The sequence below is a fragment of the Lysinibacillus fusiformis genome, from assembly GCF_002845985.1.
GTDB lineage: Bacteria > Bacillota > Bacilli > Bacillales_A > Planococcaceae > Lysinibacillus > Lysinibacillus fusiformis_D.
The window spans coordinates 563,319-583,882 of the sequence record NZ_PDFK01000003.1; the positions used below are offsets into that span (position 1 = coordinate 563,319).

Below are 20,564 nucleotides of genomic sequence, written 5' to 3' on the forward strand. Positions count from 1 at the left end.
ATATTGATATTAATACGTAATGAAAGGCATTTATAGATTGGAGTATGTCTTCGTTAGCCATACAGCATAACTGGCTCACGAGTAGCTTGTAAATAGTCTGCTAGTTTTCCAGCAAACACTTTTTCTAAATATGGTAATTGTGCTAGGCAATGAGGCGTCATTAATGCTGGATTTTGATAGATTTTTAGACCACCCACTTTTAATAGCGTCGCTACAAATTGGGAACAAAAATAAGCACGCTCACGTCTCACTTCCTTTTGCATCACCACACCAAAAAGACCGATAAAATTATATTTATAGCGATCCCGATTCCAATACATATAGCGCACAATTTTCATCATCTCTAAATATTGATAATGGGATATCCGACAACGATAAATGACACAATCGGCAGACTCAAATAGGCCTCTTTCTGCATCCTCTCGTAAAAAGCCCCCACTTAACGGATTGTTTAATTGCCTTCGACCAAAGCTATACATCTCAGAAAGCCCCTCATCAAAGGCTATGGATGCATGATTCATCTCTTTGCCCGTATACATGCCTATCGCTTTCGATAGTAATGTCCCTGTTTTAGTTAATACTATGTAAATCGTATGTGCCATATCTTCACCTACTCCAATATTCTCTCTCCTACTACCAATACGTTTTAAATCTTCAAATGGTTTCGTGAATTTCCTTTTTTTAATAAGTATACACAACGAATCTTAAATATTTCCTTAGTAGAACCTGAAGTTTTTCTTAAGATTTAGTTTTATGGGGGTGTATTTAGAATTGAATAGGTACGTTGAAATCAAGATTTCTATGATTTTTTTACTACCTTTATTTATATGAATTTAATTGTATTCTTATGTGGGGTATATTTGGAATCTGGAGACTTAATGCGGTTGCGATTTCCTCTAAGTTGAGTTCATCTCCCTTACATAGAATGTTCGTTCGCACATACGATAGAATATGTATTAGCAAGATAAAATTTATGGAATTAATTAAACCAGGTACTCAATTTAACGAGAACCTGGTTTTTTAATATTTTCATATTTAAATTTAAAATACATATGTAGAATAACAGAAATTATTAATCCTGCTCCGCAAACTATGTAATTGAATGTAGATGATAATGAAAAGGTTTTTGAAACTATAAAAAAAACTACAAAATATAGTAATATAAAAATTGAAGCTATTTGCCTACCAGTACTCATAAAAATCACTTCCTAAAATTAATATCGTTCAAATTTCTAAATTAAAATTGAAATTTTTTTTCGTAAAATGACTATTCTTATCTTTTCCATAGTTAATTTTATAGATTTTGTATAAAACGGCTTTTGAATCTATTATTTTATTTTGATGAATCAGTTGAAAGGTCCAGGTACCTTCTAATAAATTAGGCGTAATTTTTAATCCTGCATAATAAATTCGTTCACCATTTTTTTATTCCTCATTAAGCACTCACAGTCCACAAAATGCAATTTTCCTTCTGGGTTAATTATTTGAAAAATAACCGCAGAGTCCTCGGTTATATTTTTTAAGTTTGCCGTATAACAAATTGCTGAATCTAAGGTTGAAAATACTTTTGTTTTATTTATTACTTCAAAAGTGTTATTATTCAAATCTTTTCCTGTACTCGAATTGTTTACAACCACTTTATTTATTGGCTGGGTTAATAAGTCTTCAATATACGAAAAATTCATCTCATCAATAACATGAATACGATAGCAGTTAGGATCACAAACCCAAAATTGATCATTAATAATAAAAGAAAAGTATTCAACCTTACTTAATATTGAATTTTGATATGTAGGAATTAACCAAAGTAGACCATTTTCACTAACTAATTCTAAAGTCACTCAGATGCAGTGAACCATAAAGTTGAACTATAACTACAATGAATTTCTTCATTTTATTTTAGTTGACTGCACTACATCCAAGTTTCACTAGGCATAGCTACGGTCAAATCGCTAATATCAACCTTATTATTAACTGATTAACTATTAAATAACCTCGTTAAATACACCTGTTGACATAAATAAAAATAAAATATAAAATTGAAATTGTTAACCAGTTAACTAAAATAAAATAAGGCTAGGTGACACAAATGGAGAAAAAAAATGATGTTATAGAAGCTTTGCAACGATTAATTACAGAAAGAGAATCGGCTGACAGAAGAAGAAAAGGAATGAAAGTCAGTCAGGAGGAAGCAATTGTTTCAGATTGGACATTGACACAATTACACATTGTTGCAGCAATTAAAGAGAAAGGAAAGGCGAATAACATCACACTCTCAGAAACTTTAAATGTTTCGAAACCAGCGATTACAAAAGCAGTAAAAAAGCTATTAGAGCATAATATCCTTGAAAAAATGCAGCAAGAAGATAATAAAAAGGAAGTATATTATATGCTAACAAAATCAGGGGAGATGCTTGCGCTTATCCACCATCAATTACATGAGCAGGCAAAAAATCGTTACTTAAGTATCCTTAATGATTTTAACACTTCGGAATTAGAGACAATTATTCGATTTTTAAACGCTATTACCGAAAACATGAAGTCACATTAAAGCTGTAAAAGGAGAATGTATATGTCTCGACTAGCTCAAACGAAAATACTTGCATTGTATTTGTTAAGTATAAGCAGTTTCTTCGCTTCTTTAAATCAAAATATTTATACGCCTGTCATTCCACTCATTCGGGATTCATTTAGCGTATCTATTAATTGGGTGAATTTCACTGTCAGTAGCTTTATTTTTATCATAGCCATGGTTCAAATTTTTTTAGGTGCAGTAATAGATACCCAAAATCAAAAACGGTTGTTGATCTTTAGTTTCTTGTTAATTAGTATCTCAACCATCGTCTGTGCATTTACAACCAACTTTTTAGTATTTATGGTCTTTAGGGTTGTTCAAGCCATTGGAGCTGGTGTTATTCCCTTGGTTACGATAAATATGATTTCACACTTATTTGATGGTGAAGCAAGGGGGAGCGCAATGGGGACGTATCAAATACTACTTTCCCTGGCCCCAGCAGTTTCTCCAATAGTAGGTGGAATATTAGGCGAATATTATGGCTACCAAGGTATTTTTTTATGTCTATTTCTTATTGCAACCCTATTACTTGTGTTTATTATGCTGGCATTTCCTAACAACGGAAAAAGAAATAACGGTCAAGAAAATGCTAGTAGCTTTATCCAAATCTATCGAGCCATTTTTTTGAATCGTGTCGGTTTAATGACGATGACGGTAAGCTTTTTTGTCTTCTTTATTTACTTTGTCATTCTAGTATTTTTACCGATCTTGCTCCACGATCATTATCATATATCGTTACAAAACATTGGATTATTATACTTACCTTTAACTGTTAGTATGATTTTGGGGAGTGTTATCTTTAAAAAAATACAGAAGAAAGTGACGTTGAAAAAGCTATTTATCACTGTTTTATTTTTCTTCCCGTTGTTAATTATAGCTTTTGGTTTCCTACATACTCAATCAATTATCGTATTAAGTACCCTGTTATTTGTGTATGGCTTAGCAATTGGATTTGCCCCTCCACTATTTTCAACGATTATAAGTAATGAATATAGCGAATATAGAGGAGCTGCCTTAGGACTGTTTAATTTTATTCGCTATTCAGGTATGGCAATCGGTGGTATGTTTTCTGGATTAAGTCTTGTTCTGCCAAGTACCCTCCTCTTTGTTTTTTTGGGTGTTTTATTTTTTCTTATTTCGCTATTTCAGTATTCTAGTTTAAAGCATTGTACTATGTAATAAATATGGTTGCTAGTAGGTTGAGCTATCTTCAAAAATTGGCCGCTTCCCCCATAATTATTATGGTATAATAAACCAATAAGGAGGTTTTCATACAATTATGGAATTATTACTCGGCATTATCCCTGTTTTTCTGCTATTATTTTTTTATCTTGTCCCAGTTGTTTTCATTGTTTGGTTCTTACTTAAATTTATTAACTTACAAAAGGAACAAACTGAAATATTAAGAAATATTTCCGATAAGCTAAATAATTAAAAAAATAATAGACAAAGTCCGAATTTCGACTTTGTCTATTATTTTTTTGTGCTGATTCAAATTGTTAGGATGAGCTATTTTTTATATCAATTTACTTTCTTTTAGTAAATCATAAATGATTGTATCCTTTGTTTTATGAATACCTAATTTACCGATTTGTTTTAAGATAAATGGCGCATCTATATCTGTCAATTTTTTACCATCTAGTAAGCGAGCCGTTGACGCTAATAACGTACGAATATCAAAGGCAGAAGCAAATACTTCAGGAACCCCTCGGTCAATTGCTAATAATTGATAAACCGCCTCCATTGCTGTTCTTACTGAATATTCTGTTGTGAATACGGTATCTCTTTCAGTTTCACTAAAATTCCCTATAAAGGCTAGGTTTACAGATCCTTTTGGGACAACTAACGGACGATCGCCTATTGCTCTCGGCATAAAGTAAGATGTGATATATGGCATATAGCATGGGATTGTCTGACAAGAATTTTGCGCTAAATCTGGAATATCCTCAACAGGTACACCCATATGGTACAACCACTCTTGTGCTATCTCACTGCCACTACATTCCGTAATACTTTTTTTAATAAAATCCCCTGGCTTATTAGATAGTAAACCATAAATCCAAACAACTAATTGATCTTTTGGTTGATTTTTAAAATGAGGTTGTCGATTCAATGTATAGCTTAGCATCCAATTCGAATCTTTTGCTGTTACAATACCACCCGTAACGACCTTCCCCGCATATGGATCTCTTTTACTAATCTTTTCAATATAAGGTGCTACTCGATCATCTAATGTAGTGAGTGTTGCTGAAACAAACCAACTTTCTTTCGGCAAATTATCACAGAATTTTTCTGGTCTTCCAAACGCAGCATCTTGGGCAGCGATGTTTTTCCAAAGAGACCAGCTTCCTCCTAAGTCAGTTGTTTCAGGGGCTGGTGTGTTATTGTCTCCATACGTTGTACTTTCCGTAATACTACCATTTGTCACAAAAACCAATTCATTTTCGGTTAGCTCTATATTTTTTTTCTCACCATTTTGCTTTAACACTAATGTATGAGCTACCTTTTTATCTCCAACATTGTCAATTAGAACATTTTCGACAACCGTATTATATTGGAAATCAACATTATGTTTTTCTAAATAGTTGATCATCGGAAGTACTAGGGATTCATACTGGTTATACTTTGTAAATTTCAGTGCAGATAAATCTGGTAATCCACCAATATGATGGATAAAGCGCATAATGTAACGACGCATTTCCATAGCAGAATGCCATTTTTCAAAGGCAAACATCGTGGACCAATACAGCCAAAAATTCGATTCAAAAAATTCATCAGAGAAAACATCTGTAATTTTTTTATCCTCTAGCTTCTCTTCAGGCGTAAAGAATAATTTAATCATTTCTTCAGACGATTGATCGGATAATGTGAACTTTCCGTCATCCTCTAATCTTTGTCCTCGATTCTCCATTAATCTACATTTTGAATAATTAGGATCTTCTTTATTTAACCAATAAAATTCATCTAAAACCGAAGCATTTTCTATTTCTAATGATGGAATGGAACGGAATAAATCCCATAAGCATTCAAAGTGATCTTCCATTTCTCGACCACCACGAATAATAAACCCTCTTGTCGGATTTAAAATTCCGTCAAGACTACCGCCTGAAATATCTAACTCTTCAAGAATATGAATATTCTCACCTTTCATTTGGCCATCACGAATTAAAAAACATGCGGCTGAAAGTGAGGCAAGCCCCGAACCAATCAGATAGGCTGATTTTTCATCGACACCCTCGGGTTTTTTCGGACGTGCGAAAGCTTCATAATTACCATTACTGTAATACATAATATCGCCTCCATAATTATTATTCCAATATAGAATAACACTCATTGGCACCTAAATGGGAAAAAGAAAGATAAATTAACAAAAAATTCAAATTCGATAGCATGTCTCCTAAATGGATGCTCGTATCATTTGACATCACATCTTCTTGTATTTTTATAAATCATTTCAAAAAACCCTTTTTTAAAAAGGAATTATACAGTATCTACAAATTACATAGCTCCATCTCGATAAAGCATTTATACACTGTTCCATGCTCATTCATTATGCTATACCAGTGGGATAATTATACAATTTTCCGGTTGTTAAATTTGCATAATTATTATATTAAAAAATCTTTTTATAACTAAAAACACCTATTCACTGATCATTCTTTTTTCGGATCTCTCATTATCTCGTTTAAAATGACCTGTAATAGCTAATAATAATGGGACTTCTTTGATTTTAGCCTGCTACTTTCACTGACGCTACAATTTACATACATTACAAATAGAGGTGTTTAAATTGACTACATTCGGAAAATCTATATATATCACATTCATTATCGTTGTATTTTTATTATCAACAGGATGGGATTATTTTAAAAATGGGCATTGGGCGTTGCTTGAAAATCTTTTCTATTCGTTATGGGTGGCAAGCTTCTTATTCCTGACATCATTTATACTTAGAAATAAAAAAAATGACACAAAAAACCAAAGCTGATGGCGTTATTTAATAGGTTACCCATTAAAAATCACTCATGATATTGGCATGAGTGATTTTTTGATAAATCTATCTAGATGGATAACTCCAAGAAGCACATTGAATAAATGATAAATCTTGAAAACGTTTTTCTAAATTTGTTTGGAGGACGATGTTCAAAAACAAGTGTATATTGTTAATATCCAAATTAAGTACTTCTAATCTGCCCCTTTAGCACAGGAAGCGAGTGTACTAAATTGAACAATTGCTACCCGTTAGTTTAAGCAAATTTTATATTTCTCTTGAAAGAATTTTCCACCAAAGTATAGAGTATGCCTGCAATACCAAAAATAATAATAGAACTAATCATGCTTAAATTATATTCATTTATAAAACGGGCATATATTATTTAACGTGCACTATTAGTTTAAAAGAAAAAAAAGAGCTGCCGATGCAACTCAATGTTCTTCAATACTTATACTTATTTAATATTTCTTTTGGAATATGACAATAATCATTTGGACATCTAGCTAACCTATCTTGATGTTCTTCTGCACTTCTTACATAGTTTGTAAGAGGTAATACTTCAACAACTATAAGATCGTAATCATTTCTCTCATCAAGAAACGCCTTCGCCTCTTGTAAGTGTTCAGGCTTTTCACTATATACTCCCGTTCTGTATTTCTCGCCAATATCCTGTCCTTGTTGATTCAAACTGTATGGATCAATGATTTCAAAAAAATATCCCATTAATTCCCTGATTGTGACAATGGTCGGATCAAATTCCGTTTTTACACATTCGGCGTACCCATCATAATCACCCTCCAGTGTATGACCTGTGCCATTAGCTCTTCCTGCTTCTGTAAACGTAACTCCAGGTAAAGTTTTTATAAAAGCTTGTACTCCCCATAAACATCCACCTGCAAAATATACTATCTCCATACTGACTCTCCTTTTTATTTAAAAAAATTCATTTCAAGTTATATAGGAAGAACAAATGTAATTACTAAGTCTATTACACATTAAAATAATGACAAATTTTATTATGTCACATTATGGTCCGATTGTTGAACACAAGTCAAGCAACGCTCTTTAACTAACTGCGTCGTTAGTAAAAAAGCGTCTCTGTGTATGGTGGGAGATTATTAGACCAGCTATGGTAGGAGGCTGGTCGCGATTAACCTTTTTTACTTACAGTAATCATCAAAAGACATCATTACTTTAAAGAAAATTTTTCGTTTTTTCTAATTTACACACAGTGGTAATGTTTATAACCGTTTACACATACATTAATGGCGGGATAGCACCTTTAACATCGCCCCCAAGATGTTTTTGTACAATGCTATCCCTTTTGTATGCAATAAAGAATAGATCAACATATCACTACATTCTTCAGTAACACGGTTGCATTCATATTGTCTTAAATGGCCTTCTTCTTATAAAGTTGAATTTTATCAGTAACTTCCTTGCTGCTTTGTTTTCTTCTGTGAATAGTTTTTATCTTTACTTAAAAGAACCCCCTCTTGCTTTTTTATGTAAATCAATATTCCCACTGAAAATCAGAAACCCAATTATAACTCCTATTCCTTTAGGATAATGGCAATTTAACAAATAACAGAGGCTACGTTTTAATGTAAGTCACTTTATTGGCAAGAACCTCTAGCCACCACCTTCATATATTATAATGAAAGGAGTGGCTATTGTGCCTTGGCAACATAAAATTGCTTACTTAATCGGTCAGCCTGTCGGTGTTTCTTTGACAAATGGTCAAGGTACTTCAGGTGTCCTCTGTGGTGTTTCAGATGGGAAACTACTTGTCCTTGAATATTTATATCAAAGTCAATTCGCCTTAAAGCAATATGATATTCATATGATTCAAGATGTCAACAGCTTTCCCCCTTGTCAGCAGCCGTTATACTAAAAAACATCCGTCTAGGATGTTTTTTAGCTTCTATTCCTTTATAGAAGGCTAAGGAAACAACTCCCGCAGCCTTCTCTTAGGTTTTTCTAGCTTTTTTATATGGACTTATAATTAAAAGCTAGTGTCTGAGATAGATAACTATCTTCAACAACTAGCTCAGGCATACTAATAGTAATGTAAAGTTCTTTCAACTTTACGTTATACTCCTTTATGGTACTTGAGGTCACTTTCGTCCAAGTGACCTCCTTTTACACCTACCCTTTTGTTTGTTTCATCCTTTTACCCTATCAAACGGAATCATTGGCACATCGATACGACAAATTCGTTTTTGTAGGAAGGAGGGAAACAATGGGAATTAATTTAAACTTTTGGTCATTTATTTTTTCTTTAGGTTGTACCCTACTATTTTTTCTATCAGGCACATTGAAAAACTTTTTTGACACCTACCTTCATGTTCATCCATTGACATTGACACTACTTTTGTCCATTGTCTGTTTCTATCTTAGCCTTATGGGCATGAAAGATGTAAGAAATTTAACGACCTTGCTTCGGGGAATATTGACAATGGTTATCACACTTATTTTGATTATTAGTATTTCTTTCATTTTATTTTTCGGTCACTTATTAAGTTAAAAAGTCCAAACTTGCATTATTTTTATACAAGCCTCCTTGACGAACATTTGTTCTGTAGTTAAAATAATAAAAAAGGAGGCTTTTTTATGCAAACAACAACGAGCATTGAATTAGTACATTTCTCTGAAGACTATGCGGAGCAATTAAACAGCTTTGAACTACCTGAAGAACAACACCAGTTTACAGCCCTTCCAAAAGAAATTACGATCGAAAAGGTTGGACAATATCCTATTGTCATTTTAAGTAATCATGTGCCAGTTGGTTTTTTTGTTCTTCATGCAACGGATAGAGTAAAAGAATATTCCAGTAATCCCCAAGCAATGTTACTAACCGCTTTGTCTATCGATTATCAACAGCAAGGTAAAGGTTATGCTAAAAAGGCCATGTTTGCACTAGCTGATTTTGTCAAACAGGAATTTAAAGAATGTAACGAAGTGGTGTTAGTTGTCAATCATAAAAACACGGCTGCCCAGCATCTATATGCCAAAGTTGGCTTTGTGGACCACGGAGAAAGAAGAATAGGCCCTATTGGTGAGCAAATCGTTATGAACTTGCCGCTTTGAAGTAAACGTCACTCATTTGCATTGTTCAAATGAGTGACGTTGCTATTTTTATGGTCCTTTCCTTATAGAACTAACACTTCATCACAAATAATGTCTATAAAATCCTAATCATGTGTAATGATAAAAACAAATTTATTTTGATTTGCCATGTGCTACACCCATTTTTGCCCCATCTAACCCGCTAGTAGGCTCATCCAGTGGTACAATTTGTGCATCAGCTACAGAATACTGCTTGCTGCTAGTGTTTCACGCTGTTTTTCTCCACCTGATAGTGATGCAGGGTGTCTGTCCTTTAGTGGGACAAGCAAAAAATTTTCCAGTGCTTCGATTGCCTTGTTTCTTAGAGTCTCTGTTACTTGCCGACCTAACATGATTTCATTCCCAACACTTGCCGCATAAAGTGGATAGTCTGGGTCCTGCATGACAAAATAGGTTAGCTTACTTCGCTTTGATGGTGATAACACTTTATCCTTTAAAAGAATTTGTCCTTTTTGCTGTCTGTATAGCCTCACTAATACCTTACAAAGCGTGGTTTTCCCTGCCCCATTTGAATGGTGTCTCCCCATTGTTCATAATTAGCCTGCTCCCATATAGTTAACATAATATCGTTATGTTGTACGAATGCATGTGTGATCGTCTGTTGTAATTTTTCAAGCTCCCATCCAGCGCATTGCTCACTACTGGCTCACCCAATGTAGAAAATAATGCCTTATGCATGATAATAGTATTGATTCCCTAAAGCGTTTTGCTAATTCCGTTACATCTGCATGGGCTATTCCACCAACTGTTTGGATGCCCATTGTATTTAAATTGACTTACATATTTTTGCAATTAAGTTAAATAAAAGGGATTTTTTCATATGGTATAATCAGGGAATATACAGTGTTTTTTATCCTAATGACAAGTTTGACAATGTCTAATGGGATTAAAGATAAAAGGAGGAGTAAAAGATTATGGAACAAAGGATACTTGAATCACTTAACAAAATTTATCCAGTTAATATTATGGCAGTCGAATCAGTGACTAATGAAATGTTTCGATGTATTACAGAACATGGGGACTATTTTGCAAGAATAACAAACTATAAAACATATGATGAACAGTTAGAAGAAATTAAATATACTAATTTTTTGTATAGCGAAGGATTTGGAGTATCCCCCATAATACAATCATTAAACGGAAAATTAATTGAAAAAATGACATTAAAAAGTGAAGTTCTAACTGTTCTATATAAGGGTGCTTCAGGTGCACACTTGCATAGAAGTCAATGGAATGCAAAGGTTTTAAAAGAATTAGGTCGACAAATTGGTCGTTTACATCGCCTATCAAAAACATTTGAAAATATAGAGACCGTTAAATACATTAACGATTGGTATGAGAATGAAGAATATGCTTTTCTGAAATATATCCCTAAAGAAGAAAATATAATTAGAGAAATTGCAGATGAGGTTTTATCCTCAATAAAGGATATTCCGAAAAAACAGTCAGATTATGGTTTGATACACGGTGATTTATGGTTAGAAAACATATTGGTAGATAGTCATAATAATTTTACGATGATTGATTTTCAAGATTGCGAAAAAAACTTCTATATATTTGATTTAGCTGTTCCAATCTATAGTGCGATGGAATATTCATTTGTAGGAAACAGTAATATTGTTGACTATGGTCGTTCTATATCTAACGCAATAATTGAAGGGTATCAGGAAGAAAATTCTATATCATCAGAGATGTTAGAAAAACTCCCTCTATTTATAAAATTAAAGGAAATTTTTGAATACAGTTTAATGCATATGTATTGGGACATAGAAAAATTAACTGAAGAACAAATACGAATAATGAACCATTTCAGGATAAGAATTGAGCATAAACACTCCCTTCTGAAAATTTAGGTGAATTTTGTCTATTCAACTAACAGAGCTTTAGTTGAATAAGGCTCATTTAATTAATCAAATAAAAATCTCATACTTAACTCCATTTTGATCAATATTTTTTCAAAATGGAGTGTTTTTACGTTTGCTGATAAATGAAGGAAAAATTTTCTTTAATCAATCTTTATTTTAAAGCTACATGTATATGATGCATCAACAATTTTTCCACCTGTGATTTCAGAGCTTGATTTGCATAACGAAGTACTACATCATTACCTGCAGTGGCAACTTGTACGTCACTAAAGTATTCATCTACTAGTTGCCAGCCTACTACTCGTATACGTTTTTGTGCAAGTTCTCCTTTGAGGTGAAAATATTCCTGTCTTAGATCCTTTAGCAATGAATCCATCATTGGAAGAAATACCGTTTTCATTTTAAACTGCTCCAATCTACAGTAGTCAACCTGTAATGATTTAACTGCTAGCTCTAACAAAAGATATTTATGCAGTAACTGTCTTTCGTTGGCTTTAATCATAATAATCAGCATCCAGTTGAGCTGATTGAATACTTTGAATTGGAATACGTTTCGTTATAAGTAGTGTTTCAAGTATGAGTTCATTAGTATTAATCGATTTAATTATTCCAGTCCATTGTGTGATTTTGTAGTCCTCCCACACTTCTAATTTTATGTGCAATTGCTGATTAAAAGCTTGATCAATTGCTTTTTGTAGTTCTTCCAGTTCCCACTCAGTCAATTCTCTTGGCTGTTCTGGATGCTCTTGTTTATACTCTCTAAGAAGCTCTAAATGCTCCGGCAACATCATCGACGCCCATTTAATATGACCTCTGTCTTGTATCATTAATAAATCACTCCTATGCCAAATGACCACCAACTAAGCGATCGCGCTTAATAGCCGTCCCAGCTTTTGTGAAAGAAACTGCTCTTAATATTGAAGTAGCTCCAAACCTGTTGCGTATTGCATCCATTGTAGGACCGATTATTTGACGCTGTGGCTTACGATCATCGAATAAATCTAATTGGATACTATGCTCTCTTTCCAGGTTGGAGATTCGGACAGCTATTTGCCGAGTTGGTTCACCTGTAAAATATTTATCCAGTAATTCAATACAAGTTTTATACATCACAAGTGTTTCGCTTGTCGGTACTGCAATTGTTTTAGATCGATGGAATCCTTTGGTCATAGCGTTTCGACTATAAGAAAGACCAATACTAATTGTACGACCAACATAACCTGCATCCCGCGTTCGCTTCATTACGTCCTCACACATTTCAAGAAGTACTACAGAGATTTCTTTACGTGTATGGTAATCCCTCATCAACATTTGGCCCTTCCCAAAACTTAACGCTCCGTTTGTTATTAACGGCTCCCCTAATTTGGATAGATCTATTCCCCATGCATGGTAATAGAGTTGATTGCCCATTACACCAAAGCGCTTTTCTAATTCTTTTAAATCTGTATTAGCCAAACCACCGACTGTTTGTATCCCCATAGCATTTAGATTTGCTTCCATCTGTTTACCGATCCCCCACATTTCAGAAAGGGGTTGAACTGGCCATAATTTTTTTGGAATATCTTCATATGTCCATTTAGCAAAACCTGTTTTCTTTGCTTCAAGGTCTAAAGCTAATTTGGCTATTAACATATTTGGTCCCATACCTACTGCACTAGGTATATTAAATTGGTCAAGAATAGCTCTTTGTATTTCCTTAGCCGTTTCCTCAGGTGAACCCCAAAGCTTTTCAGTGCCAGTTAAATCAACAAAACTTTCGTCCACACTATACACATGTATCGCATCAACTGGTACATAATTAGAGATTAATTTAGTAATCGTCATCGACATTTGAATAAAGAAACTCATTTTAGGCTCAAACAATCTAATGTCAGGATGTTTTGGTATCTCATAACGTCTACTTCCAGTTTTGATTTTAAATTTCTCTTTCATCAATGGTGATGCCGCAAGCACTACGCTACCTGGTTGGTCAAAATTTGCTACTACGGCAACTGGCGTTTTTAAAACATCTAGCCCATGTAACATCGCCACGATACTGGCATAAAAGCATCTCATATCGATACACATAATTGGTCTATTGGGCATACCCTCATAATTCATATAACTTCACGTCCCTTACTAACAAAAGGAATAACAGCTAGAACATTCCTAATCAAAAAAGTACGTTTTGCATGTCTTGTAAAACAAAACGCCTGGAATGAATCACCAACAATTTTAATGACTTTTACACGCCTTTTTGTTATGGAGCCATCTTTTGCTATATACATCATATTCACTAATTGTTTATGCTGCATAGCTTTAATCAGTTGTTCTCTCATCTTAGTTTCCTCCCATTGCCTCTCGTAATTTTTTGAAATGATTGTTATTTATTATTAGCACAATGATTTTCCCTTTTACCTATATTACGTAGGAACATTTGTTTGTATACATAATAGAACGAATGTTCTTACCTTGGCAATGTTCAATTTTTGGAAAAAGACCAAGTACTCAAATTTATCCCTGTCAAGTAGAAAGTTGTAAAAAACTAAGCAGCCATCTAGCATTGATATTCTATCAGTGCCAGTGAGCCCTTTTTGGAAATGTTGTATCATCTGTGATTAGGGAATAGGTAAAAAAATCTTGATCAAGAAGTGAACTATGAATGGGAGAAATAAAGAGGAACTGATTTATATCAAATATGGCAAGAAAATTCGAAAGAATATGTCACAGTTAGTTTAGTAGGAGATAATTTTTTTAAAGGAACTTCTTTATAAATAGTAAAAAGAGAAATTGCGAGGTGCAATTTCTCTCAGACTGTAGACAAACTCGATGAATTTTGAGTTTGCCTGCGATCTTTTCTTACAATGGAGAATAAATTAAAGGCCGTTGATTTCCACTGCGGGTGGGCCTTTTCATGGGCAGAAGAGATCAGACTCCAGCCTCATGTCAGTCAGGATCTCGGCTTTCCTTTTCCATAGGAGTCGCCTTCGTTCAATCAACTATAAGATACTCTATCTCATAGAATTATTTGAAAATGAAACTTGCAGAGGTGATGACATGATGACGAAAATCCTTAGTAGACGTAAGACAATTCAGAAATGTAACACGATTGATCAATTCGTTCCCAACGATCATTTGGTAGAAGGCTAGGTACTGCTTGATTTTTTCCAGTTTATCTATCCTTTAAACAGAACATCTCTATTCTCCTAATGGGCATCCAAATTATTGTCTGTGTCACAAGGTAGCGTTTATTTCCAGTATGTTTTTTGGCATTTGCTCCATGCATCAAACGATCGAAGAATTAATTAGAACAGATATAGGCGTATCATGGTTTTAAGTTGTACCCAGAGTCACATTCCTCTACCTTAGTAAAAATTATATCTAATCAGCACCAAGACGCATTATAACCCCAGACAGATATTCTCCCGTATTTTAAAGGTGTACATCAGGACTCCTCCATGCAGACCATTTTATTTATCGATTCTACGCATTATGAAATGATGCGGAATAGGCATTATAGTCAAAAGTCATGCGAAAGAAAAGAGAGCACGGGCTTATAGAGAGCTGGTGGGAGTTAAATATATGGATCATAGAGACGGGAAAAGCCCTTTCCCCGGGGAAGTTTAGAAAGGAAGAATGGAAGAATGAGGAAGCTGACAGATCCTGAAATTGGCTGGCCATGGAAGGATGAACATGCAGAACAGTTGCATGTATTCTTTTCAAAGCGCAGCCACGGACAGAAAGGCTTTATCACCATTACCATTATGGCTCGATATGCACATTAAGCCATATATTACAATGCATGGAAGGTCATTCGACGATTTCAAAAGGCAATCAGCTATTTGCAGATGCAGCCCTATAAAACAGCGGTGGAGCTTTTGGTAAGTCAAATGTTGCCTATTCTTATGCCACGTCTAAGAGCAGAAGATGGATTGCCCCAGAAAGCACAGAGTATACATACAGCAGAGCCTCATTGTATCTTTTGCCCAAGGGCAGATGTTAGAAGTATGCAGTAACATTGAAGGAAGGATGCTCAACCAGTATAAATCAGATCTGCCCCCCAGTTTATTTCAAATTATCCAAGCCTTTCCCAATGTACAGAAAGTAAGCATCATCAAAAACTCATTCAACGCCATATTTGGGAGTCATATGTGGAGGAAGCTAGAACATTTACATTCCTATGACATCAAACAAATTTATGCAAAGCGCAAAGAAACGATTGAGCGTGTCTTTGCCGATGCAAAAGAAAAGCATGGTATGCGATGGACAACCTTAAGAGTCAAAAAAATTATCCATACAGGCGATGCTTACTTTACTATATATGAATTCAAAGAACTGGCTACTTGGACATGGCAAATGGCAGAGAGTAACTAAATCAGAGAGTATATTGGAATTTGGTAAATATATTACCGATCTTGAAAATAAAATGGAAAGACCAAAAATATCAGGGTGGACTATCGGTGGAACTGATCGGAGGAGGTGCGAGGTGCAGTTTCTCTTTACTCGGACTAGGTCTCTTCCTCAGATCAATCCACGGTGACTGTTCGTATGGTTACCGTTTCGTTCGTTCGTTTTCCGTTTGTTTCGTTTCCGTTTCCGTTTTCACGTTTCATTTCCGTTTTGTTTCCATTTCCGTTTCGTTCGTTTCCATTTCTCTTTTCATTTTCCGTTTCGTTTCATTTCCGTTTCTGTTTTGCCATTTTCCGTTTTCGTTTCGTTTTCCGTTGGTTCGTTTCCGGTTTCCGGTTTGTTCCGTTTCGTTTCCGTTTCCGTTTCCGTTTCCATTACCATTTCCGTTTCCATTTCCGTTTCCGTTTTACCGTTTCCGTTTCCATTACCGTTTCCGTTTCCATTACCGTTTCCGTTTCCATTACCGTTTCCGTTTCCATTACCGTTTCCGTTTCCATTACCGTTTCCATTACCGTTTCCGTTTCCATTTCCGTTTCCGTTTCCATTTCCGTTTCCGTTTCCATTACCGTTTCCGTTGTCATCACCTTGCTTTACAAACACACCAAATGTTAGTGTATGCTCACCATACGTTACCGTAATCGTCGTATTACCTTGACCTTTTCCTTTTACCACCCCTGCTTTTACAGTAGCTATTTTATCATTCGCTACTTCATAGGTTGCAAGCTTTGTAACATCTTTTTCTGTTGTTTTCCCATCAAAAGTAGTTACTTCAGTAATCTTCACGGCAACTTCCTTACCTATACTAGTTTCAACCTGAGATTGGTCAATTTCTAGTGTTACTACTTCTACAACAGGTGCTTTAACTGTAACATTTACAGTAACTTTATTATCACCATATGAAATAGTAATAGTAGTCGTGCCCTCACCTACTGCAGTGACTAATCCATTTGCTACTGTTGCAATGTTTTCATCTCCAACCACATAAGTAGCTTTTGTAGTTACATCTTCCTCTGTTGCATCACCTTTTGCAGGCGTTGACGTTTCTGTTACCGTCAGTTGTGCAGTTTCTCCAGCTTTTAGGTCTAGCTCAGTTGGATTTACAGAAAGTGCTGTTACTACTTCATTTTCATATATCTTTGCTTCACCAACATTTCCGGCAGCGTCAGTAATTTTTACTGATACAGCATTAGTTTCTGCTGTTACTGGGAATGTAAAGCTACCGTCTTGATTTAATTCAAAAGGAACTGGTGCTTGTACTTCACCATTTATCGTCGAAATATAGGAAGCTTTTAATTTATCATTTAAATTATAATTTAAATCATATAAATCTAACTCTTCATTGTAGTCGATATACTTATCTGTTACCTGTCCTGTAGCGACACCATTAGCTACTGAACCTGTAATTTCTGGTTTAGTTGTTTTCACAACAATTGGCCCAACATAATCGGAAACTGCTCCTGATGCTGCAAGACCAGTGAAGTCAATTGTATACAGGCCATCTGGAATCGTTGTGGCAGGTTCTGATCCCCATGGTTTGTACTGCCCACCAACATTTAGCGTATAAGAGCCTTTTCCTAGCGCAGTACCTGCATGTAGATAACCAATGTAGCCGTCTTCGTATTCTCCACCTTCAGGATTCATAATATCCCAAAGCTCGATATAGTTAGTTGTTACGTCTCCAGTTAATGTGAATGAAAGTACAGCTGAATCTTTCACTCCATCGCCGTTAAAGGATAGGTCTGTTTCTGTAATCTTATAATCTTTAATTTCCGTTACTGCCTCGCCACCTAAGTCAGCTGCAAATGGTAATGAAATTTCTGTAGATCCTCCATTGATATAAATATACCCTAATATTTCAGAGCCATTTGGTGCCGTAGCTTGTGAAGCAGTTAATGTAATATTTAACACTTGCTCACCAACTAGATTAAATGTCGGCTGATCTACTGTAACAGTTGCATCACCAAATGTTTTTGTCACATCAATCGATACGTTATAATTGCCGCCGTTCCCTTTAATATCTTTTACTAAAACTTGTTTCGTTACAGAAATATCCTGATCTTTCAATGATTGTGGACCGAAAGTAACTGTCCCTTTCAAGTTTTCTGTAACTGCACCCGTACCATCCAAAATTGCGCTATCAAGTGCATAGGCAAGAATTTCTGGATGAGCTGCTGCATAAGCATTTACACGCCCTGCACCCTGAGAAAACACATCGTATTTTGTTGTATCTAAAACCTGTGCTGTATTAGAAAGCGCCACTTTTACATCGAACGCGTTCCAACTAGGATTTGCTTGTTTAACTAATGCAACAATACCTGCAATATGCGGTGTTGCCATAGATGTTCCTGTTTTACGACCATAAGCTTCCCCATAATCTGCATCAGGGAAATCTTTTTTATACATTGGAATCGTTGACATAATATTTGTTCCAGGTGCACTTACATCTGGTTTAATATCAAAGTTTGGTGTAGATGGTCCGCGCGAACTGGAAGAGTTTACCTCATCCCCCAGTGTCTTTGTGGAAGCGAATTTACTAAAACTTACTTTTCCAGTTCCGCCTGCTAATGCAGCGCGAATTGCATTACCATCCGTTTGAGACATGTCGAATGTTGGCAGAAATTCAAATGAATCACCAAGGAATGTGCCTGAAATGTCCGGTGCATTTGTTCCGCCAGCAAAGTTATGAATTATTGTTGCGACAGCTCCATTTGCCTTTGCATTCGCAATTTTATCAACAAATGCGATACCGCCACGGGAAATCAATGCCACTTTCCCTTCTACATCAATTCCTTCAAAGTCTTTTACTTCTCCGTTTCCAGGAACAGCAACTAGGTCAAATTCTCCTTGAAGCTGTTTTGCTACATCTTTCCCAAAAGTCGTTCCCATTAATGGAAGCTGTTTTGTTAAGTTGTAATTGCCAACTGTAACATTCACTTCCCCGTTATACATTGTTTCAGGATTTGTTGTGTTACCAACAGCAATGCCTAAACGAGCTGTTGCAGGAGTACCCATTGTTCCGCGATTTGGACCAGAGTTTCCTGTTGCAACTACTCCGATTGTTCCAGCCATCATTGCATTATTAATAGCAAAAGAACCAGCATCCGTTTCAGAATTGGCTCCCCCGCCAAGTGAAAGGTTGATAACGTCCATTTTTTCTTTTACAGCAGTTTCAATTGCTTTAACAATACCAGATGTAGCTCCACTTCCGTATGCTCCAAGAACACGGTAAGCATAAAGGTCTACTTTTGGCGCAATTCCTTTAATACCAAATTCGTTAGCGCCGATTGCTGCAATTGTTCCAGCAACATGTGTACCATGAGAAGTATAGAACGAGCTTCCTTTTTCATTAAATTCAGGTGTCCCGACTGGACGCTCTGAAGGTAATGTTTCCGATGCATCGTTATCTGCTCGAGGCTTCGTGTAAGTAGAAGAATTTGGAATAAAGTTTTTTCCGCCTTTATAAATTCCAGCGAATTCAGGGTGATCTGCATCAATACCAGTATCTAATACTGCTACTTTTATTCCTTGTCCTTCAATTCCTTCCTTCCAAAGCTGTTCGATACCAAGGAAAGAATTACTTGTATTCATTTGAGCTTCTACTGAATCTTTCTTCATAAGTTCCGATGATTTCATCGTATTATCTTCTGATGCGTAAACAATTGCATCAGGTTCAATTAATGTAATTCCATCAACTGTAAGCAGTTTTGGGAGATCCTTTGCCTTCACAGTTGCTGCAAAACCGTTTAAAACAGTATCAAATGTGTAACCTTGAGTCATCTCCACATTTTTAATAGCTAACTCTTTTTTAACTTCTGCTTGTTGTACTTTTACATTGGAACGAACTTCTTTTGCTTGGGCATTAGAGAATTTTCGGCCTTTGACTTCACTTATTCCTTGCTCTAATGCAACAGGCTTTTCGGATAAATGAACGATGACTGCAACCTTTTGATTGCCTGATACATTTTCTAAGCTTTCATGGAGGGTTGGACCATCTTTAGACAAGCTTAGCTGTTCAGCAATAGCCGCCTTTAGTTGAATTATACTTTCACTTTGACTATCTTGCTTGAATGGTTTCGATTCTTCAGCACTAGCACTCGACAATGGAACTAATAGAGAAAGCACCATAACGAAAACTAGAATACTACTTAAAAACTTCATAAACTTAAAATTTTTCAAATCTCATTTCCTCCTCTTCCTTTAATTGTCACACTTTTCAGTTTAGTGTGATATTTCCAATTTATCACAATGGAACTAATTCGAGAATCGGAATATTTAAATATTCTGAAATATTGATAATTTGTATCAATTTATGAAAAATAGATTAAATCTATTTTCCTAGTAATTGTATAAAAAAACAGAACTTTCAAACCATAAATAACTCACAGTAATTCATAATATTTCCAATTAACCCCATCAAGGCATCAGTGGCAGATACAGTCAGTGATGTAGTTGCTTATAGAAAATTAGGAGGGCTGTAAAAGGAGGGATTGGAAGGGTCGGTTTATATGTAATCTAGGAAATTAAAATAGCCAGCGACTGTTTTAAAAAGGCCGCCTGCTAATAGATTGTGGATCAAGTGCATCAGTTTTACAGTAATAAGAACGGTATTTTG

16 protein-coding genes and 1 pseudogene are annotated in these 20,564 nt (G+C 35.3%); 7 read left to right on the forward strand and 10 right to left on the reverse strand.

Features of this window, described 5'->3' with window-relative positions:
* Window positions 1-53: 53 nt before the first annotated feature.
* Both CRI88_RS13440 and CRI88_RS13445 read right to left on the reverse strand, forming a co-directional pair.
* Entirely contained in the window at window positions 54-602 is a 549-nt protein-coding gene (locus CRI88_RS13440) for a hypothetical protein (RefSeq protein WP_036116978.1), read from the reverse strand.
* Between the two features lie 789 nt (window positions 603-1,391).
* On the reverse strand, window positions 1,392-1,841 hold the full coding sequence (locus tag CRI88_RS13445) for a hypothetical protein (RefSeq protein ID WP_089932674.1): 450 nt from the start codon (window positions 1,839-1,841) through the stop codon (window positions 1,392-1,394).
* Between the two features lie 248 nt (window positions 1,842-2,089).
* On the opposite strand from CRI88_RS13445, the gene CRI88_RS13450 reads away from it, so the two are divergent.
* Both CRI88_RS13450 and CRI88_RS13455 read left to right on the forward strand, forming a co-directional pair.
* Complete coding sequence (locus tag CRI88_RS13450; protein ID WP_058843643.1) at window positions 2,090-2,551, forward strand: MarR family transcriptional regulator; 462 nt, start codon at window positions 2,090-2,092, stop codon at window positions 2,549-2,551.
* Window positions 2,552-2,572: 21 nt separating this feature from the next.
* Window positions 2,573-3,754 carry an MFS transporter gene (locus CRI88_RS13455; protein ID WP_101966740.1) on the forward strand — a complete coding sequence of 394 codons (1,182 nt, stop codon included), beginning with the start codon at window positions 2,573-2,575 and terminating at the stop codon, window positions 3,752-3,754.
* 337 nt (window positions 3,755-4,091) lie between these two features.
* Here CRI88_RS13455 and CRI88_RS13460 read toward each other — a convergent pair whose 3' ends face one another.
* Both CRI88_RS13460 and CRI88_RS13470 read right to left on the reverse strand, forming a co-directional pair.
* Window positions 4,092-5,864 (reverse strand): oleate hydratase, encoded by a 1,773-nt coding sequence (locus tag CRI88_RS13460; protein WP_036116942.1) that lies wholly within the window; start codon window positions 5,862-5,864, stop codon window positions 4,092-4,094.
* 1,146 nt (window positions 5,865-7,010) lie between these two features.
* Window positions 7,011-7,484 carry a peptide-methionine (S)-S-oxide reductase gene (locus CRI88_RS13470; protein ID WP_036116946.1) on the reverse strand — a complete coding sequence of 158 codons (474 nt, stop codon included), beginning with the start codon at window positions 7,482-7,484 and terminating at the stop codon, window positions 7,011-7,013.
* A 760-nt stretch (window positions 7,485-8,244) separates the two neighbouring features.
* Between CRI88_RS13470 and CRI88_RS13475 the strand changes: the two genes are divergently transcribed.
* Together CRI88_RS13475 and CRI88_RS13485 are read left to right on the forward strand one after the other, a co-directional pair.
* A complete protein-coding gene (locus tag CRI88_RS13475) occupies window positions 8,245-8,463 on the forward strand; it encodes a hypothetical protein (RefSeq protein ID WP_036116948.1) in 219 nt (72 codons plus the stop codon).
* Between the two features lie 719 nt (window positions 8,464-9,182).
* Window positions 9,183-9,659, forward strand: coding sequence for a GNAT family N-acetyltransferase (locus tag CRI88_RS13485; RefSeq protein ID WP_036116951.1), 477 nt, complete (start codon window positions 9,183-9,185; stop codon window positions 9,657-9,659).
* A gap of 218 nt (window positions 9,660-9,877) precedes the next feature.
* On the opposite strand, the gene CRI88_RS13490 is transcribed toward CRI88_RS13485, so the two are convergent.
* Window positions 9,878-10,171, reverse strand: a complete 294-nt coding sequence (locus CRI88_RS13490) for an ATP-binding cassette domain-containing protein (RefSeq protein WP_180957808.1) — start codon at window positions 10,169-10,171, stop codon at window positions 9,878-9,880.
* Window positions 10,172-10,612: 441 nt separating this feature from the next.
* Here CRI88_RS13490 and CRI88_RS13495 point away from each other — a divergent pair, with 441 nt between their 5' ends.
* Window positions 10,613-11,551, forward strand: coding sequence for a phosphotransferase enzyme family protein (locus CRI88_RS13495; RefSeq protein ID WP_036116955.1), 939 nt, complete (start codon window positions 10,613-10,615; stop codon window positions 11,549-11,551).
* Window positions 11,552-11,714: 163 nt separating this feature from the next.
* Here the strand turns inward: CRI88_RS13495 and CRI88_RS13500 are convergent, their stop codons facing one another.
* Genes CRI88_RS13500 through CRI88_RS13515 form a run of 4 tightly spaced genes read right to left on the reverse strand, consistent with a single transcriptional unit; the run spans window position 11,715 to window position 13,881 of the window.
* Window positions 11,715-12,065 carry a YhjD family protein gene (locus CRI88_RS13500; protein WP_036116956.1) on the reverse strand — a complete coding sequence of 117 codons (351 nt, stop codon included), beginning with the start codon at window positions 12,063-12,065 and terminating at the stop codon, window positions 11,715-11,717.
* Window positions 12,058-12,390 carry a YolD-like family protein gene (locus CRI88_RS13505; RefSeq protein WP_058843639.1) on the reverse strand — a complete coding sequence of 111 codons (333 nt, stop codon included), beginning with the start codon at window positions 12,388-12,390 and terminating at the stop codon, window positions 12,058-12,060. The genes CRI88_RS13500 and CRI88_RS13505 overlap by 8 nt, the downstream gene beginning before the upstream one ends.
* A gap of 13 nt (window positions 12,391-12,403) precedes the next feature.
* The gene (locus CRI88_RS13510; protein WP_036129128.1) at window positions 12,404-13,663 is read right to left on the reverse strand and encodes a Y-family DNA polymerase; all 1,260 of its coding nucleotides are present in this window, start codon (window positions 13,661-13,663) and stop codon (window positions 12,404-12,406) included.
* Window positions 13,660-13,881 (reverse strand): transcriptional regulator, encoded by a 222-nt coding sequence (locus CRI88_RS13515; protein WP_036129126.1) that lies wholly within the window; start codon window positions 13,879-13,881, stop codon window positions 13,660-13,662. The genes CRI88_RS13510 and CRI88_RS13515 overlap by 4 nt, the downstream gene beginning before the upstream one ends.
* A gap of 1,305 nt (window positions 13,882-15,186) precedes the next feature.
* Here CRI88_RS13515 and CRI88_RS23280 point away from each other — a divergent pair.
* Both CRI88_RS23280 and CRI88_RS23285 read left to right on the forward strand, forming a co-directional pair.
* Entirely contained in the window at window positions 15,187-15,327 is a 141-nt protein-coding gene (locus CRI88_RS23280; protein ID WP_445352027.1) for a hypothetical protein, read from the forward strand.
* Between the two features lie 264 nt (window positions 15,328-15,591).
* A pseudogene (locus CRI88_RS23285) lies at window positions 15,592-15,898 on the forward strand (transposase); the annotation flags it as partial.
* A 303-nt stretch (window positions 15,899-16,201) separates the two neighbouring features.
* Here CRI88_RS23285 and CRI88_RS13525 read toward each other — a convergent pair.
* Window positions 16,202-20,128, reverse strand: a complete 3,927-nt coding sequence (locus CRI88_RS13525) for a S8 family serine peptidase (protein ID WP_257982906.1) — start codon at window positions 20,126-20,128, stop codon at window positions 16,202-16,204.
* Window positions 20,129-20,564 lie beyond the last annotated feature (436 nt).

What these genes read in the sequence shown, in the direction of transcription:
- CRI88_RS13440 (WP_036116978.1), bottom strand. Translation starts at nt 602, where the DNA reads ATGGCACATACGATTTACATAGTATTAACTAAAACAGGGACATTACTA.
- CRI88_RS13450 (WP_058843643.1), top strand. Translation starts at nt 2,090, where the DNA reads ATGGAGAAAAAAAATGATGTTATAGAAGCTTTGCAACGATTAATTACA.
- CRI88_RS13455 (WP_101966740.1), top strand. Translation starts at nt 2,573, where the DNA reads ATGTCTCGACTAGCTCAAACGAAAATACTTGCATTGTATTTGTTAAGT.
- CRI88_RS13460 (WP_036116942.1), bottom strand. Translation starts at nt 5,864, where the DNA reads ATGTATTACAGTAATGGTAATTATGAAGCTTTCGCACGTCCGAAAAAA.
- CRI88_RS13470 (WP_036116946.1), bottom strand. Translation starts at nt 7,484, where the DNA reads ATGGAGATAGTATATTTTGCAGGTGGATGTTTATGGGGAGTACAAGCT.
- CRI88_RS13485 (WP_036116951.1), top strand. Translation starts at nt 9,183, where the DNA reads ATGCAAACAACAACGAGCATTGAATTAGTACATTTCTCTGAAGACTAT.
- CRI88_RS13495 (WP_036116955.1), top strand. Translation starts at nt 10,613, where the DNA reads ATGGAACAAAGGATACTTGAATCACTTAACAAAATTTATCCAGTTAAT.
- CRI88_RS13500 (WP_036116956.1), bottom strand. Translation starts at nt 12,065, where the DNA reads ATGATTAAAGCCAACGAAAGACAGTTACTGCATAAATATCTTTTGTTA.
- CRI88_RS13505 (WP_058843639.1), bottom strand. Translation starts at nt 12,390, where the DNA reads ATGATACAAGACAGAGGTCATATTAAATGGGCGTCGATGATGTTGCCG.
- CRI88_RS13510 (WP_036129128.1), bottom strand. Translation starts at nt 13,663, where the DNA reads ATGAATTATGAGGGTATGCCCAATAGACCAATTATGTGTATCGATATG.
- CRI88_RS13515 (WP_036129126.1), bottom strand. Translation starts at nt 13,881, where the DNA reads ATGAGAGAACAACTGATTAAAGCTATGCAGCATAAACAATTAGTGAAT.
- CRI88_RS23280 (WP_445352027.1), top strand. Translation starts at nt 15,187, where the DNA reads ATGAGGAAGCTGACAGATCCTGAAATTGGCTGGCCATGGAAGGATGAA.